Source organism: Paenibacillus sp. J31R109, from assembly GCF_059692055.1.
The window spans coordinates 188,259-204,683 of sequence record NZ_JCAUAR010000006.1 but is presented as its reverse complement, the minus strand read 5'-3'; the positions used below and the strand labels follow the sequence as shown (position 1 = coordinate 204,683).

Annotated in this window: 15 protein-coding genes; 13 read left to right on the top strand and 2 right to left on the bottom strand. The window is 44.5% G+C overall.

What is annotated here, in order from left to right:
• The first annotated feature begins 76 nt into the window (after positions 1-76).
• Positions 77-1,162 carry a hypothetical protein gene (locus tag AC58QT_RS17760; protein WP_497410190.1) on the top strand — a complete coding sequence of 362 codons (1,086 nt, stop codon included), beginning with the start codon at positions 77-79 and terminating at the stop codon, positions 1,160-1,162.
• Positions 1,163-1,228: 66 nt separating this feature from the next.
• Here AC58QT_RS17760 and AC58QT_RS17755 read toward each other — a convergent pair whose 3' ends face one another.
• Positions 1,229-1,858, bottom strand: a complete 630-nt coding sequence (locus AC58QT_RS17755) for a nitroreductase family protein (protein WP_497410189.1) — start codon at positions 1,856-1,858, stop codon at positions 1,229-1,231.
• 210 nt (positions 1,859-2,068) lie between these two features.
• On the opposite strand from AC58QT_RS17755, the gene AC58QT_RS17750 reads away from it, so the two are divergent.
• From AC58QT_RS17750 to AC58QT_RS17710, 9 genes are all read left to right on the top strand, one after another.
• Positions 2,069-2,350 (top strand): hypothetical protein, encoded by a 282-nt coding sequence (locus AC58QT_RS17750; protein WP_310222541.1) that lies wholly within the window; start codon positions 2,069-2,071, stop codon positions 2,348-2,350.
• Between the two features lie 71 nt (positions 2,351-2,421).
• The gene (gene queD, locus AC58QT_RS17745; RefSeq protein ID WP_497410188.1) at positions 2,422-2,895 is read left to right on the top strand and encodes a 6-carboxytetrahydropterin synthase QueD; all 474 of its coding nucleotides are present in this window, start codon (positions 2,422-2,424) and stop codon (positions 2,893-2,895) included.
• Complete coding sequence (locus tag AC58QT_RS17740; protein WP_497410187.1) at positions 2,895-3,575, top strand: 7-carboxy-7-deazaguanine synthase QueE; 681 nt, start codon at positions 2,895-2,897, stop codon at positions 3,573-3,575. Before queD ends, AC58QT_RS17740 begins: the two co-directional genes overlap by 1 nt.
• Positions 3,576-3,640: 65 nt before the next feature.
• Positions 3,641-4,336 carry a 7-cyano-7-deazaguanine synthase QueC gene (gene queC / locus AC58QT_RS17735; RefSeq protein WP_497410186.1) on the top strand — a complete coding sequence of 232 codons (696 nt, stop codon included), beginning with the start codon at positions 3,641-3,643 and terminating at the stop codon, positions 4,334-4,336.
• A gap of 29 nt (positions 4,337-4,365) precedes the next feature.
• Positions 4,366-5,043: a response regulator transcription factor gene (locus AC58QT_RS17730; RefSeq protein ID WP_497410185.1), complete on the top strand. Its 678-nt coding sequence runs from the start codon at positions 4,366-4,368 to the stop codon at positions 5,041-5,043.
• The gene (locus AC58QT_RS17725) at positions 5,040-6,431 is read left to right on the top strand and encodes a sensor histidine kinase (protein WP_497410184.1); all 1,392 of its coding nucleotides are present in this window, start codon (positions 5,040-5,042) and stop codon (positions 6,429-6,431) included. The genes AC58QT_RS17730 and AC58QT_RS17725 overlap by 4 nt, the downstream gene beginning before the upstream one ends.
• Positions 6,432-6,539: 108 nt before the next feature.
• A complete protein-coding gene (locus AC58QT_RS17720) occupies positions 6,540-9,653 on the top strand; it encodes an efflux RND transporter permease subunit (protein ID WP_497410183.1) in 3,114 nt (1,037 codons plus the stop codon).
• 12 nt (positions 9,654-9,665) lie between these two features.
• Complete coding sequence (locus AC58QT_RS17715) at positions 9,666-10,964, top strand: efflux RND transporter periplasmic adaptor subunit (RefSeq protein ID WP_497410182.1); 1,299 nt, start codon at positions 9,666-9,668, stop codon at positions 10,962-10,964.
• 35 nt (positions 10,965-10,999) lie between these two features.
• Positions 11,000-12,709 (top strand): hypothetical protein, encoded by a 1,710-nt coding sequence (locus AC58QT_RS17710; RefSeq protein WP_497410181.1) that lies wholly within the window; start codon positions 11,000-11,002, stop codon positions 12,707-12,709.
• 67 nt (positions 12,710-12,776) lie between these two features.
• On the opposite strand, the gene AC58QT_RS17705 is transcribed toward AC58QT_RS17710, so the two are convergent.
• Entirely contained in the window at positions 12,777-13,685 is a 909-nt protein-coding gene (locus tag AC58QT_RS17705) for a helix-turn-helix domain-containing protein (protein WP_497410180.1), read from the bottom strand.
• 152 nt (positions 13,686-13,837) lie between these two features.
• On the opposite strand from AC58QT_RS17705, the gene AC58QT_RS17700 reads away from it, so the two are divergent.
• From AC58QT_RS17700 to AC58QT_RS17690, 3 genes are all read left to right on the top strand, one after another.
• Complete coding sequence (locus tag AC58QT_RS17700; protein WP_497410179.1) at positions 13,838-14,680, top strand: sugar phosphate isomerase/epimerase family protein; 843 nt, start codon at positions 13,838-13,840, stop codon at positions 14,678-14,680.
• Between the two features lie 2 nt (positions 14,681-14,682).
• The gene (locus tag AC58QT_RS17695) at positions 14,683-15,702 is read left to right on the top strand and encodes a Gfo/Idh/MocA family protein (protein WP_497410178.1); all 1,020 of its coding nucleotides are present in this window, start codon (positions 14,683-14,685) and stop codon (positions 15,700-15,702) included.
• A 164-nt stretch (positions 15,703-15,866) separates the two neighbouring features.
• Positions 15,867-16,130, top strand: coding sequence for a hypothetical protein (locus AC58QT_RS17690; RefSeq protein ID WP_497410177.1), 264 nt, complete (start codon positions 15,867-15,869; stop codon positions 16,128-16,130).
• The last annotated feature ends 295 nt before the right edge of the window (positions 16,131-16,425 follow it).

Sequence of the window (16,425 nt, the reverse complement as noted above, 5' to 3'; positions counted from 1 at the left end):
GATTACTCATATTTTGGTCGATAATGGGCATGATACAGAAGAATGACACAAGATCTGTAGAGGAGGCGAGTAAGTCGTGGCCGATATTATGCTAAGACCCGACCTGAAAACAGCAGGCGGCGAAGTCTGCGATATTATGTACAATGGGGAGTTTGTCGGTACGTTAACGCTAGTCTACAGGGAATCGGATCGTCTCAAAGGCGCGATTCATCTGGAGCAGCAATCCATTACGATTGTGAATAAGCAGGCTGTATATGATTTTGCACAATCCTATATTCAGGATGTGATTGATGCACTTGGAATCGCCGAGTGTGAGGTAACCGTCAGCTATAGTGATTATGATTTCGTGATTGTGACGGACCATGCGGTTCAACCATCACCATTTCAGGAGGATTTTATAAACAGTGTAGATCTCCTACATGATGATGAACTGGATTACTCCTGGTTAAGGGAAGATCTCAGCTTGAACGATGAGGAGTCTGAATTGTCCCCCGAGCAGCTGGATATGCTAGAGGAACGCAAGAAAGAACAGGGCTATGAACTTGTTATCGTGAACGAAAACAGGAGCAGTGTAGAGTATCATGTGTATGATAAGGACGCAGAGCTGATTGCTGAAGCGGTCCTACACATATATGGGTCAGAGGTAATCGGAGATATTTCATGGAAGTTTGATCCATTTGATGAAGAGATGGACATTGTCACGGAGTTGATGGTGGATGATTTCAATGAAGAGCAAACGGATTCGTTCGTGTTCCATATGATTTATCATGGAGAAACGGTGGATACGGTGGAATTAACACATATTGATATGCTGGATTTGGTCGATGATATCCAATCAGAAGATGATATGTGGATTCCAATGCGTGATGACTATTCCATTGTTCTGGTTAGAGACGATTTGGATACGTTATCGTATGAAATCTATCAAACATCGCATGGTGATTTACCGATTGGAACTGCAACCGTGGATATTAGCTCGCGGCAACTTACCGGATTTATTGATTTCCGTGAGCCCGGAGATTCCGATGATCGAGAATTAATAGCGACTTTGCTGTTAGACGAGCTTGATAAAGAGAAAGAATACGAAACCTTCAATTTATCAATGCTGTATCGGAATAAATTGATCGATGAAATATTGTTTGAAACCGAACAATATCACTAGTACACAAAAAAGGCATGATCTCTCATCCTAACATGAGAGTCATGCCTTTTCATTGATTTTATAAGATTAGAACGTGTTAGAAACTGTGATTTGATCAAGGGAGAAACGGCCTGCAGAACGTGCTGGAGTAGCAGCTAGACCAACAGAGATCAACATAACAGGTACATAACGTGCTGGAACATTGAAGGCTTCAACGAATTTAGCAGCATCATAACCACCCATTGGGCAAGTGTCATAGCCAAGCGCTTTAGCAGCAAGCATCAAGTTCATAGCAGCCAAGGAGCCGTTACGAATAGCTTCATCACGAGCAACTTGTGGGTATTGGTAGGCACCTTCAATTTGTGCAACGAGTGTATCCATCACAGCTTGTGGAAGGAAGCCTCCAGCTACAGCAGGACCGAAAACAGCTTGCGCGTTTTTGTTCGCTTCAAGATCACCAAGAACAGCGATAACAACGGAGCTTTCCACGATTTGCTTTTGACCATAAGCGATTGGAAGTAATTTCTCTTTTTGAGCTTGGTCGTCGATGACAAGAAGTTTCCAATGTTGAAGATTCCAAGCAGAAGGTGCTAGGGATGCGGAAGTTAGAATTTGCTCAAGATCAGCTTGTGGCATTGTGTGCCCAGCTTGGTATTGTTTAACGGAATGACGATCTTCAATAACTTTTAAAACTTCATTTTGTACTTGTGTGCTCATTAAGGATCCCTCCAAGGATATGAATGATTTCTATATATAGTTGATCAGCTGCCAAAATCGTATGCGTTAGTGTTTGGAAGTCAAACTGCTAACTGTATACAACACGGTAACAATTTACTGTAATCTTAAATGTTATAGTTCGTATTGTCAAGAGAGTCTTTCCCGTTGTCGTAAAATGTTGGATAATGGAAAAAGAAAGGGGCAGTCCTCTTGAAATTAACGCAAAAAGAGTTGAATCACCTTGTTTTTTTGAGCGAAGTCGTGTTGACAGGGAAAAAGAAGAGTCTAATGGACGAAACTCTGCAATGCTTACTCTATATTGTAAAATCACTCGAAGAAGTCGAGCTTCCTGATTCTGTAGTTGGACAAATTGAGCGGTTAACTGCTTTAATTGAAGCAGACTTGCGTGATGAGAATGAACGGATGCAAGAAATCCGCGGACACCTAGACTGGATGCAAAAGAAAGAGCGAAATTCTTCCATGCCATCCTAGTAAGGTGACAAACTGTCTATTTATGATATAATGTAGAGTACTGTTTTTTTTGAATAGATGAGGTGATAATAATGAGCTATGAAATCCCAAGAAATGTGCAAGAGTTGGGGCGTGACATCCAAGAGAACCAATTGAAATATCACCATAAATCCGTTTTGATTTCCAAAGAGTTTACGTTTGATAGTGCGCATCATCTGCATTGTTATGAGGGAAAATGTAAAAGTCTACATGGCCATACTTATAAGCTGCAAGTGATTATGCGGGGAAAAGTAGATAGCCGAGGAATCGCAATTGATTTTGGAGATATTAAACGTATAGCGAAAGAACGTGTGATTGATCGCTTGGATCACCGGTATTTGAACGATGTGCTGCCGCCGATGAATACCACGGCTGAGAATATGGTGGTTTGGATCTATGAAGAAATTCACCAGGCACTGCTGGATGAGAAGCTGTATCCAGCTATTTCATTGGACGAGATTCGCCTCTGGGAAACGCCGACTAGCTATGCAGCCATCACTCGCTCGATGATGGAGGAGGATCTGTAATGCGTGATATCCGCATTCCCATGGTCGAGATCTTCGAGACGGTTGAAGGGGAGGGAACCCGTGCAGGGTTCCCGACGATCTTCGTCCGTCTTTTTGGTTGCAACCTGCGCTGCACATGGTGTGATACCACGTACAGCTACCCTCCGGCGGAAGCGGAGAACGTTATGACCATTGCTGAGATTATCAGCAAAGTTCAGACGTTCCGCTCCCGGCATATTTGCCTAACAGGCGGCGAGCCGCTTCTGTACGGCAACAAATCGCTTGCACTGATCGAAGCGCTCGCCGAACTCGAGCAGGTCGATGACCTGCACATCGAAACGAACGGCGCGATTGACTTAGCGCCATTCGTAGCCCAAGTCACATCACCAAAGGTTCGTTACGTGATGGACTTCAAGCTGCCTGATTCAGGTGAAATGGATCAGATGATCTACAGCAACTTCGAGCTGCTGCGCGAGCAGGATGAATTGAAGTTCGTGATCGGCAGCGATCTCGATTTCCAGACGGCAGTCGATGTACTACAGAAGTATCCGACCAAGGCGCTGCCTATGTTCAGTCCCGTGTGGGAAACGATGCCGCCGCGTAAGCTGGTTGACTTGATGCTAGCTGAAGGACTATCGAAGGTGAAGTTGAATATGCAGCTTCACAAAATTATTTGGGACCCAGCGATGCGAGGCGTCTAGCCTTGAAGGCATTGTACGCCATGTGTACAATGCCATTTTCTAATTTTATAAATGAGGTGCGAAGTATGAGTGAAAATAACAAAAGAGCCGTTATTATTCTTAGCGGCGGTTTAGATAGTACGACATGTATGGGATTAGCGAAGGAGGCAGGCTATGACTTGTTTCCGATTTCTTTTGACTATGGACAGCGTCATAAGATTGAAATTGAGAATGCCAAGCTAGTTGCTGAGCATTACGGTGTTGCAGCGCGTCATAAAATCATCAAGCTGGATTTCCTGCGTGATTTCGGCGGCAGTGCATTGACAGACGATGCGATTGAAGTTCCCAATGTGACGAGTGCTCCTGAGACTGAAGAAATTCCAGTGACTTACGTACCGGGACGGAATCTCTTATTTCTCTCTATTGCCACGTCGTATGCAGAAGTGACAGGCTCTCAGGCCATTTATATTGGTGTTAATGCTTTAGATTACAGCGGATACCCGGATTGTCGTCCTGAATTTATCCATAAGGTAGAAGAGGTAATCGCATTGGCTACCAAGGTTGGAGTGGAAGGAAAGGGCATTACAATTGAAACGCCTTTGATTTCTTGGACGAAAGCGAAGATCGTGGAAGAAGGATTGAAAATCGGCGTACCTTATGAACTGACAACGTCTTGCTACAATGGAAAAGCAGAAGCTTGCGGCGAATGCGACAGCTGCCGATTGCGGTTGAAAGGTTTTGAAGAAGCGGGCTCTAAGGATCCTATCGTTTATCTGACCTAACTGTAGGGTGTAAGAAAGGCGGAACAAGCATGACTCGTATTATGGTTGTTGATGATGACGCAGATATTCGAGAGCTCATTCGCGTTTATTTGGCAGGGGAAGGCCTAACGGTTGTGCAAGCTAGCAATGGCCAAGAGGCGCTAAGCCTCATGGATACGTTGCCTGCTGACTTAGTCGTATTGGATGTTATGATGCCTCTGATGGACGGCTGGGAGCTGTGCCGCGAACTGAGGTCTCATTACCCAGAGCTGCCCTTACTGATGGTGACGGCGAAGAGTGAGTCTGTTCATAAGGTGAAGGGCTTCCAGCTCGGCACCGACGATTACTTAGTAAAGCCTTTTGATCCCGTAGAGTTAGTGATGAGAGTCAAAGCACTGTTGAAGCGATATCGCATTCATTCTTCTCAAGTCATTCTCATTGGCGGGATGACCATTGATCGTACAACCTATGAGGTTCGCTACCAGGATCAGCGCATTACACTGCCATTGAAGGAATTTGAGCTTCTCTATAAGTTTGCAAGTCATACAGGGCAAATTTTCACGCGTACGCAGCTGATTGAGCAAATTTGGGGGATGGATTACGAAGGCGACGATCGCACGGTTGATGTCCACATCAAACGTTTGCGTGAACGCTTTGAGCCCTACTCGGATGGTTTTCAAATTACAACGATACGCGGCTTAGGGTACAGGCTTGAGGTGAAGGCATGATCAAATCGTTATATTTGCGCGTGGTTGTAACCTTTTTAGCAATTGTAGTCCTCAGTGTTCTAGTCGCTTTTCCGTTGGCCATGTATTTTTTTACGAATATGATTTCGACGCAATTTCAATCCGAGATGTTAGCCGTTGGACGACAAATTGTCACGTTAAGCAATGAAGTGCAGCCGAAGAACCTGTATTCTTTTGTAACGGGGAGCAATCGATTAAACGAAAATTATTTGTTCACGCTATTTGACGCCAAGGGTGACTCGTTTGGGGATATTCCTACTGTCAATGGGAAGCCGCGCATTCAATCTTCTGAGGTTGCTGACGTTTTAAAAGGACATATATATAAAAGCTTGGATTTCTCTGCACCATTACGCGGGATTAACGGCATTAAAGTTGGCGTGCCGCTGATCGTAGGCGATCAGAGTTACGCGTTATTCATACATACGAACATCACAGATGCTGCACGCAGACAACTCCAGACCTTGATCGTATCTGTTCTTACCATTGTTTTGGCTGTTGGGAGCCTTCTCATACTCATTGCTTCGCGTTATTTAGTTAATCCCTTGAAAAAACTGACTATAGCCACAGAGAAGCTGGCTCGAGGCAATTTTAATGTCAATGTCAACGTAAATAACAAAGACGAATTGGGTATGCTCGCGGAAAGCTTCAATCATATGGCTGGAGAGCTCAAGCAGCTGGAGCAGATGCGGCAAGATTTCGTTTCGAATGTATCCCATGAGATTCAATCGCCGTTAACATCGATTCGCGGCTTTTCTAAAGCATTACGGGAGTCTGATATCGCTGATCATGATCGGATCAAATACTTGGAGATCATTGAACGTGAGAGTGAACGACTGTCTCGACTAAGTGAAAATTTACTGAAGCTCGCCTCCTTAGAGTCGGAGCATCATCCCTTCCATCCCTCCATTTATGATCTGGATGAGCAGCTTCGGAGGATTGTTGTTTTCTATGAACCGCAATGGTCTGCAAAAGAACTAGATATGGATCTAGCCTTACCGCGTGTGAAAATATTTGCGGATGCGGATCAATTAAGCCAAGTATGGATGAATGTGATAGGCAATGCGATCAAATTCACGCCTACAGGTGGACATATTTATATCAAGCTGGTTCCCTTGCGAGACAGGGTTCAGATCTGGATTCAGGATAACGGAATGGGCATTCCGGAAGAGGAACAGGGGCGGATTTTCGACCGGTTCTATAAGGTGGATCAGGCAAGGCAGCGTGATAGTGGCAGCGGTCTGGGGCTTGCCATTGTTCGTAAAATCATTGATATGCATGATGGAACGATTGAGGTTCAAAGCGAGGAAGGCAAAAGCACATTATTTCTTATTGTTTTACCGACGACTCATTCACCAACTAAAAAGAGTTAACTGTGAAAACTTGGTAATGTTCACCAAGTTTTTTTACTTTGTTCATATTGAGTTCATATTGAACCTGTATCTTTAATTTCACAATCATTAGTTGAGGGGAGTACAGGAATGAATCGACTCACACATTTTTCGATGAAAAACGTTTCCGCGTTATTCATCATCATGATCATGCTTTTTGTAGGCGGCTTGTATTCAGCAACACAGCTGAAGGAAGAGAACATGCCTAACGTTTCCTTCCCTGTTGTGGCCGTTACAACGACCTACACGGGCGCTCCAAAGGACGTAATGGATGAAATTACCGTCCCCATTGAGAAGAAGCTGGCGAATCTAGAAGATTTAGATTCCATGCAATCGACTTCAAGTGATAATTTCTCGATGGTTATTGTATTCTTCAAACAAAATGTCGATATCGACAAAAAGAAGCAAGCTGTACAGGACGCTTTGTCAACAGTCTCCTTGCCAGCTACCGCTGGTGCGCCAAAGGCATCTACCTTCGGTGCAGCATCCTTCCCTTCGAATTATTTAGTCGCCTATGCGAACGAGGGTGTCAGCCAAACGGAGCTTGATAAAACGTTCAAAGATACGATTAAACCAGGTCTTGAAGGTATTAAAGGGATCGACCATATGGACATTATCGGTGCCAGAGACACCTCGCTCGATATTGAGCTGGATGCATCAGCACTAGACGTATATGGTTTATCACCAGGTATGGTGAGCAATGCCATTAATACCGCCGCGACGAAAACTCCGATCGGTGCTGTTGAAATCGATGGAAATAGCAAAATGACCCGTGTTACGGGCAATTTGTCCAGTTTGTTTGACCTCCAAAAGGTGGAGATTACAACTCCAACGGGTACTATTGTTACCTTGGATCAAGTCTCCAAAGTTAAATCCATTACGGAATCAGATTTCAATGGACGTCTCGATGGCAAACCAGCGATTGGTATGATTTTATATAAAGCTGGCAGTGCCAACGCGGTTGAATTCTCCGATGAAATTGAGAAGAACATTACGGAATGGAAAACAACGATACCGAACATTGCGTTTAAAAGTACCTTCGACAGTGCTGATCAAATCAAAGAGTCGATCTCTGGACTTGTCCGTGAAGGAATTGTAGGAGCAGTCCTTGCTTCCTTAATGATTCTAGTATTCTTACGGAATGTACGTATGACACTCATCGTACTTGTCTCGATTCCGCTGTCCATTTTGATCACATTATTATTAATGTCGACGTTAGATCTTACACTCAATACGATGACGCTTGGCGGTATATTTATCGCGGTCGGACGGGTTGTCGATGACTCGATTGTCGTTATTGAGAACATTTATGCTTCCTTGGAAAAAGCGCAGGAACGCAAAGAGTCCGTTATTGCTTTAGCAACCAAACAAGTATCGATGGCGATTACGTCATCTACCTTGGCTACTGTAGGGGTATTCGCTCCACTTGCTTTGGTAACAGGGGTTGTAGGTGGATTCTTCCGACCTTTCGCTCTAACAATCGCTTGTGCACTTCTTTCATCCTTAATTGTAGCTTTAACCGTTATTCCGATGCTTTCGAAATTACTTGTGTTGCGCAGTAAACCGGGCAAGGTTCAGCATGATGAATCTGCGCCAACGAAGTTAACGATGTTTTATGAAAAAGTGCTCACGTGGAGCTTGAAAAATAAAATTAAAACGTTATTAGTTGCCTTAGTCATGCTTATTGGGACGATGGCTGGAACGATACCGTTCTTATCGGTAGCATTTTTACCTGCTTCAGCGGCATCACATATCATGTACTTCCAATTAAAAATGCCTTATTCCACATCATTTGATGCAACAGATAGCAAAACAAAAGAAATTGAAACTACCTTGTTAGACCTGAAGGATTCCAAAGGCGAGCCCGTATTTAAATTTGTAGAAGCTCTAGTAGGATACGCAGGCAGTGATGATGACCGTGTCCCTTACGCGTCTCAGATTTTCCTTGAAGTTAATGAAAATGTGGATCCCGTAAAAGTACAGGAACAAATGAAAGCTTATATTTTGTCAGAGTTACCGGCTGGTTCTGAAGTTGAACCTAAGTCCATGGAAGGTGATTTCGGGGTATCAAGTACAGACTTCGCTTACACACTCCAAGGGGATGATCAGCTTCAACTAGAAAAAGCGGCTAGCATGGTGAAGGAGAAATTGAACACTTTCCCTGAGCTTGCTGAAGTTGAAGATAATTTGAGTGATGCCAAAACAGAAATTGAAATTGCCGTTGATCAGAAAAAAGCTAGAGCCTATGGCTTAAGCGCAGCATCCGTTCGAGATGCGGCACGCACATGGATTTCAAAGCAGAATCTGGGCGATATGAAGTTCGATAATATTGTTTATACAACAACAGTTTCATTGGAAAAAACGGACAGAGATTCCCTGGAGAAACTGGGCAATATTCCGTTAACGGCTCAGAATGGCTCAACCATTCTTTTGAAAGAAGTCGCGAAAATCAATGAAACGAAAGGCGCTGCCTCCTTGGCTAGGGAAAATCAGTCGCAGCTCGTGAAAGTTTCAGCCAAAATTAATTCAGACAATAAAACAGCAGTAAGTGCGAAGTTAGGTACAGCTCTGAAGGAGCTTGAGCTGCCAGAGGGTGTTATACCGCACGTTACAGGTGTATCTGAAGATGTTAACGAAAGCTTTACTCAGTTGTTCGTAGCGATGGCTGCAGCTATTTTCGTAGTTTACTTAATCATGGTGTTAGCGTTCGGGAATGCAAGTGCACCATTTGCGATTCTGTTCTCACTTCCTCTAGCTGTTATTGGCGGACTCTTAGGTCTCGTCATTGCACGAGAGCCATTGACGGTAACGTCGATGATCGGGTTCCTCATGTTGATCGGTATCGTCGTTACGAATGCGATCGTATTGATCGACCGTGCACAACAGCTGCGCGAAGAAGGTTATACCGTACGTCATGCCTTGATTGAAGCAGGGAAAGTCAGACTTCGACCTATTATTATGACCGCCGGTGCAACTATTATGGCGTTAGTGCCGTTGGCACTTGGAATTTCAGCAGAAGGCGGATTGATCGGTAAAGGTCTAGGGGTTGTTGTTATCGGTGGATTGATTACTTCGACACTCCTGACGCTAGTCGTTGTACCTATTATTTACGAGTTGATTGAAAGTATGAAAAACCGCATCAGCAACATGTTTAATCGGAAAAAAGGTAAAGAAAAAATGACAACGAGTTCGTTAGAGGTATAAGGAGGCACATCGATGATTAACGAAGGTTCACGAAAAGGGCATAGCAAATATCGCTGGATGGGGGTCATCACGCTGTTAACCGCAGCGACAGTGTTGGCGACAGCCTGCTCTGTACCAGGAGGTAAGGATGCGGCAACCGTACAATTAACGCCTAAACCAGTCAAAACAGAAGCGATCAAGCTTCAAAAGATCAGTAATCCGATTGAACAGGTGGCAGATGTTGTTGCCGGAACGACGCTCGATGTGATGGCGAAAGCGAATGGTGAAGTTACCGAGGTTTTGAAGAAACGCGGTGAATATGTGACGAAAGGCGATGTCCTGTTCGTTATTGATAATAAAGATGCGTTATCTAATAAGCGCAAAAGTGAGCTTCAAGTGAAGAGTGCACAGGATTCGTTACAGCAAGCAAGAGACAACAAAGTGAACACTCGCAAGGATCTTGCTGATAATGTTGAGCGTACCGAAACTGCGCTGAAGAATGCGCAGCAGGATTACAACAAAATTAGAAATGATTTTGATGCAGGTAGTGCTGTGCAACGCCAAGTAGATCAAGTCAAACAAGCGCTGGACAATGCTCAAATGAGCTTAGATGCTGCACAAAGCAAGCTATCTGCTTTCGATCATACCGATTCTATCTCTTCGATCCAGACGCAAGCAGAATCCGCGACTCTGAACTTGGAGGATGCGACTCGCTCTTTAGAAAATTATGAAGTGAAGGCGCCAGGCGACGGTATTCTGACGGATTTCAATATCGTTGTTGGTCAAACGGCATCCGCACAAGCAGGAAAGGTTGGTCAAATTCAGCAGGTCGATCCAATCAAAATAAAAACAGAGCTAGCTGAAACGAACTACCAGCTTGTGAAAAACAAGAAGGAGCTCGTGTACTACAACCCGAATACGCCTGATAAGAAAGGCACTGCTAAGATTAGCTACTTAGCACCAATCATGAGCGCTGCCTCCAAAACATATACACTGGAATTGGAAGTACCGAATCCTGATCGTACGATTCAACCAGGCGTTCGTTATCAAGTCCAATTGACCACTGAGACGGAAGAGAAAGTGGCTGTCGTGCCTACACTTAGCATCATTCGTGAAGAATCCGATACCTTCGTATTCGTTCAGCAGGGTGACCAATTTATGAAACGGAAAGTGAAGCTTGGACGTATCAATGGTGAATTCCAAGAAGTACTGGAAGGCGTGAAAGAAGGCGACCAACTGGTTATCAGTGGACAGAACACGTTGAAAGACGGTCAAAAGGTGAACGCTCCGGCCGCATCAACTCAACCAACAACAACACCAGCAGCAAAGTAACATCACTGAAATTCATAATGAAGGAGATTGTATAGATGAAAAAGAGACCATGGAAGACCAGCATAACCGCTATTATGCTCGGAGCAATGATCGTTCAAGGAGGTACCGCCGCATGGGCAGCGGAGCCTCCTGCCGCAGTAGTAGCCGCACCTTCTGTGAATTATGGTTTGACGAATGATATTCGTGCCGCTGTCAAAAGCGTAGCAGAAACACCGACAGCGACCGGTTCACAGGTTGCGGTGACTGTCCGCTTGTACAACGGTGGTACAACCTTGAATCGTGTACCGGAGCATGAGCTTCGCGTGCAAACGGCGAGCGGGATTTCCTACACGCTGAAACCGAGCGCAAGCAATAAAGCTTCCTTGCAACCAAAAGAAATTGCAGAACTTGTTTATTTTGCATCTATTGATTCCAAGGAAATTGGCAAGATTGAAGGGATTTCCTTCGTGAATGTTGATTTATATGCCTATCCAAAGGTAGAGACTACGCTTCTTTCAATGCCAACCAACCAAGTATGGTATGGCGGTATTGGCAGCGCGGCGCTTGAAAGCATCACGAACACACAATGGGGCGGAGCTTTCATTATTCCTGGTGTGAATTCAGGGCTTACGTATGCGCCTGTTGAAGCATCGATTCAGAACACGCAAACAGGCCGCGTAGCGGTGGTTACAGTGCTTGTGAACAATTCTGGAGCGGGTCGTGAAACCGTTCCTGCTTTCAGAATCGATGCGCAGTCTGAAACGAAGAATTACGAGGGCAAACGTACGGAAACAGCTCCAGTTGATGTGAGCCCAGGTGAGAATACGTTAATCCATTATGCGATCCCTGTTGAGAATGGTGTGACACTTACGAATTTGGTCGTGCTTTCGACAGATACATTTGTCCCGAAAGAGGGAGGACAACCTACGGAGCTAGCAACAGCTAAAGTGGGTATCAATTGGCCAGTGGATGGAAGTCCGGCGGCAGCAACGTATTCGATCGGTCAACCCATTCCTTTCAATGCTGCTGCGAAATCAATTAGTAAGTTTATGCAAGCGTCTTTGATGGAGCTTCATCTACATGAGAATCCAGGTGAGGGGTATAAGACAGCCGTAGCGAAGTTCAAATTAACGAACACGAGCACATCGCCAGTCGTTACGCCACCGTTCCTATCGGAATTAACGAATAAGCAAGGTGTTACGTATCAAGGTACACGTCAAACAAACGTGACAAACTTAATGAATCCTGGCTTAAGTTATGTTGTCAGCTATTCTTATATAATTCCTCAGTCTGAGGATGGTGAAAGTTTCACTTTGAAAATATTAGATGGTCAGACTGCAGCACCGTATACACAAACGATTGCCGCTTTGACAACGGAACCTCAAAAGGAAACTACGGATGCTCCTATTTCCATGTATCCGTTTGACTTGAAAATTAACGATATCTCAACGAGTATGCAAACGACGGCACAATTGACTTACACGTATAAACTGAGAATGGATTTGAGCATTACACAGCAGGAAGATGTCGTTGTTGACAACAACTTCTCCAAACTAAGATTTGAAATTGTCGATCCAGCAGGACGAGTCGTTGGTGCCAAGGATGCTTCCTTCGCAGGGCCTAACAAATTAGTGAGTGGCGTACAAACCATGGATGTATCGAATTTCTCATCTGAGCAATTCAGCTATCCATTCACCATCAATGTGTACGAAACCATTGAAACGCAGAACGGTACAGCGAAACGCTTGCTCAAAACAATCAAATAATTGTTTCATGACGAAGGGCAGTCTCTCTAGTAGAATTCATCTACGGAGGGACTGCCCTTTATTCTTTCTATTGATGAACCCTAGCCTTTACTGATTTCGCATAATCGGTAGGTGACATACCGAGAGTCTTTTTAAAGTCTCGCGAAAAATAATGAATGCTCGTATAGCCAAGCAAGCTTGCAATTTCGGTGATATTGTAAGTACCTTCGCGCATATAGGTTTTGGCTTGTTCGATCTTGAGCGATTTGAACGCTTCCATGACGCCCATCCCCTTCTGGGATTGGAAAAGCTCCTTCATGCGGCTTTTACCAAGATGGAAGGCTTGGCACAGGTCATCTAACGTAAAGGAATCGGCAAGATGATCCCTGAAATAATCGAGTATTTGCCCGACGAGCCTTTGCTCATCTTTTTCCTTGTGCAGCGAGGATTGCTTTAATTTCTGAGCTTCTTTCAGGCTTGCCCCTGCGTCATGCTTACGAATGAGGGTGATGAGCAGCACTTCGAGATAAGCTTTGATCAGCTGTTCACTTGCGAAGGGCGCGCCAGTATTTCTCTCAAGCAGATGAACAGATGGAGAGTCGAATGGAGGAAGAAAGGCATGAAATCCTTCTTGTGTGATGATCGAAAGCATATTGCGCTCACGATCTCCTAGGGATACGACTTTATTTGCCAGCTTATACATGGCCTCTGAAGGGCAAGCAAAAGCGATAACAATGAGATTAGGCGGCTTATGTTCATGCCTGACATGAACAGTATGAAACTCCTCTGGCTTATGGAAAATCATGTTGCCCTGCACGAGGGTATGGATGACATCATCCGCACGCACCTCGACTTCACCTTTGTCCACGTAGAGAATTTCCCAGAAGTCATGTTGCTCACCATCGAATACAAACCCTTTGGCATATTCAAAATAGTGGAAGGAAATAAGTGCTTCAATCGAAAGTGATTCCTGTAAGTAGATCCGTGGGAAATCCATGCTGTCCGTCCTCTCTAGGCGATTTTCTTCCCGATTACAGCCTATTTTACCACATTCATTTTAGCTAAAGTGCAAATATTTCGGCTTAAATGATAAATCAAATGTGACAGCCCTCTTTTATAATAAAGAAAAGAAGCGGAGGGGATTTCATAATGAAAAAAGGGATTAATATTTGGTCATTTCCAGGCTCCATGAGCGTAAAAGATTGCATTACGACTGCGAAAAAAGCCGGTTTTGACGGCATTGAGTTAGCTTTGAACGAAACAGGTGAACTTAGCTTGGAAAGCACAGAAAGTGAAGTTCGTGCGTACCGCCAGCATGCCAACGAAACAGGTATTGAGATAAGCAGCTTAGCTACAGGCCTATTCTGGTCGTATTCGTTGACAAGCAGTGCGCCTCAAACGCGTCAAAAAGCGAAAGACATCGTGAAGAAGCAACTTGAACATGCCGCGGTACTTGGTGTAGACACGATCCTCGTTGTCCCAGGTGCGGTAGGCGTTGATTTTATCCCTGATTCTGAAGTGGTCCCTTATGATCAAGCTTATGACTACTCCCTGGAAGCGTTTCAAGAGCTTTCGCAGGTTGCTGAGTCCTTGAAGATTTCGATTGGGATTGAGAATGTATGGAACAAATTTTTACTATCTCCGCTGGAAATGCGTGATTTCATTGATAAAGTAAATTCTCCTTATGTAGGCGCTTATTTTGATGTGGGGAATGTCATCTTCTCCGGTTACCCGGAGCATTGGATTTCAATTTTGAGCCATCGTATTAAAAAAGTGCATTTCAAAGATTATCGCCGCGCAGCTGGCGGTTTGCATGGTTTTGTAGATTTACTTGCTGGTGATGTGAATTATCCAGAAGTTATGAAAACCCTTCAAACCATTGGATATGAAGATTATGTTATTGCTGAGATGATTCCAGGCTATACGCACTTCGGCGAGCAAATTGTCTACAACACATCCGGTGCCATGGATGCTATTCTGGGGAGGAAGTAATCATGTTAAGAATTGGACTAGTTGGATTAGGGTTCATGGGAAGAACACATTTGGAGAATTACGTACGACTCGAAGCAGAAGGTCTTGCGATTAAAGTTGTAGCATTATGCGATATCGATCCCGTGAAGCTTGAAGGCAACGCAGTTGCAGGAAATATTGCGACAGGTGATTCCGCGATCGATTTCAATCTCTATGCGAAATACACAAGTGTGTCCGAGATGATCGAGAAGGAACAATTGGATTTCGTAGATTTGGCGCTTCCGACGTATTTGCACCGAGATATTACAATTGAATGTCTGAATAAAGGTCTTCATGTGCTGTGCGAGAAGCCGATGGCATCCAATCCGCAAGAGTGTGCAGAGATGATCGCAGCCGCTGAAGCGAATGGTAAGCAATTGATGATTGGACAATGTTTACGCTTCTGGCCAGCTTATGTGTATTTGAAAGAAGCTGTTGAGAACGGGACATACGGTAAAGTGACGAGCGGATATTTCTACCGTGGCGGCGCAACACCGACTTGGGGACCGTGGCTAATCGATAAAGAGAAGAGCGGCGGAGCTTTGCTCGATATGCATGTTCATGATATCGATATGGTCAACTGGTTGTTTGGCAAACCGGAATCCGTTTCCTGTTTGGCACGTAATGTGGTTCCTGGCAGCGGCTACGATGTCGTGTCTACGAATTATTTGTACGGGGATGGTAAAGTTATCAATGCGCAAGCTGATTGGACGTTAGAAGGCGAGTACGGTTTCGAAATGGTGTACCGCGTCAACTTCGAGAAAGCTAATCTTATTTTCAATGCGAGCGGCTTGAAAGTGAATTTGAATGATGGACCTGGATTCACACCGGAGCTCTCCCCCGAGATGGGGTACTATTTGGAGCTGAAATATTTCGCGGAGACGCTTCTTGCTGGAGAGTCGGTCACAACGGCAACGCCTGGAAGTACACGTGAAACGATCGAAATTGCTGTCGCTGAGATGGCATCGGCAGATAAGCAAGGGGCTTGGGTCGAAGTTAAGTAAATGGTAGGGTAGTAAGAACTTTGAAAATATAACGATTGAGATTTATTTTGCAATGAAGTCATAATTTTGATATCGTTAAAATATCATTTTTCACGCGTGAAGCACACGCCGTTAGCTCTTTTTTTGGAGCTAGCGGCGTTTTTATTTTTTAAGGAGGCGATTACATGTTTGAGAAGGAATATTCAATCTTTTGGAAGGAACAAGTGCAACGTGCAAGTGGGCAACGGCTTGAGATGTTGGGTAGGGACTTGACCGGAACAAAGAAACTATTGGAGGGTGTGCTGTTACCCGTATTGGGGACTCTCGATGGTTTGGTGCTTGAATTTGAAATGTTGAGTTTGACAGGGGCGAAAATATTTGGTGACGTATTTCACCCCTTGCTGCGGATCGTGTTCGAGGATGAGAGCTTCGTCACTCACGCCGAGTAAATCACGAGAGACCGATTTTCTTTTGAGAGGGCGCGAGCACGTTCAGTTGCGACACTTGGGTACACTTACTTTCCATATAGTCGAGATGAGCTAGAGAAAAAACCGAGTTTCTGCCAAAGAAACTTATACGAATTGATAGGCCGTATCGGAAATATAGAAGGTGCAAGATTGAACCAGCTTCCTGTATATGAGCGGGAAGTTTTGAGATTCGCTTTGCTCACTAATAAACCTTTTCTATTGACGGATGTTTGTAGGTGGCTTCAACTAAAGAGAGAAGCTTGCCGCAAAGTTATGC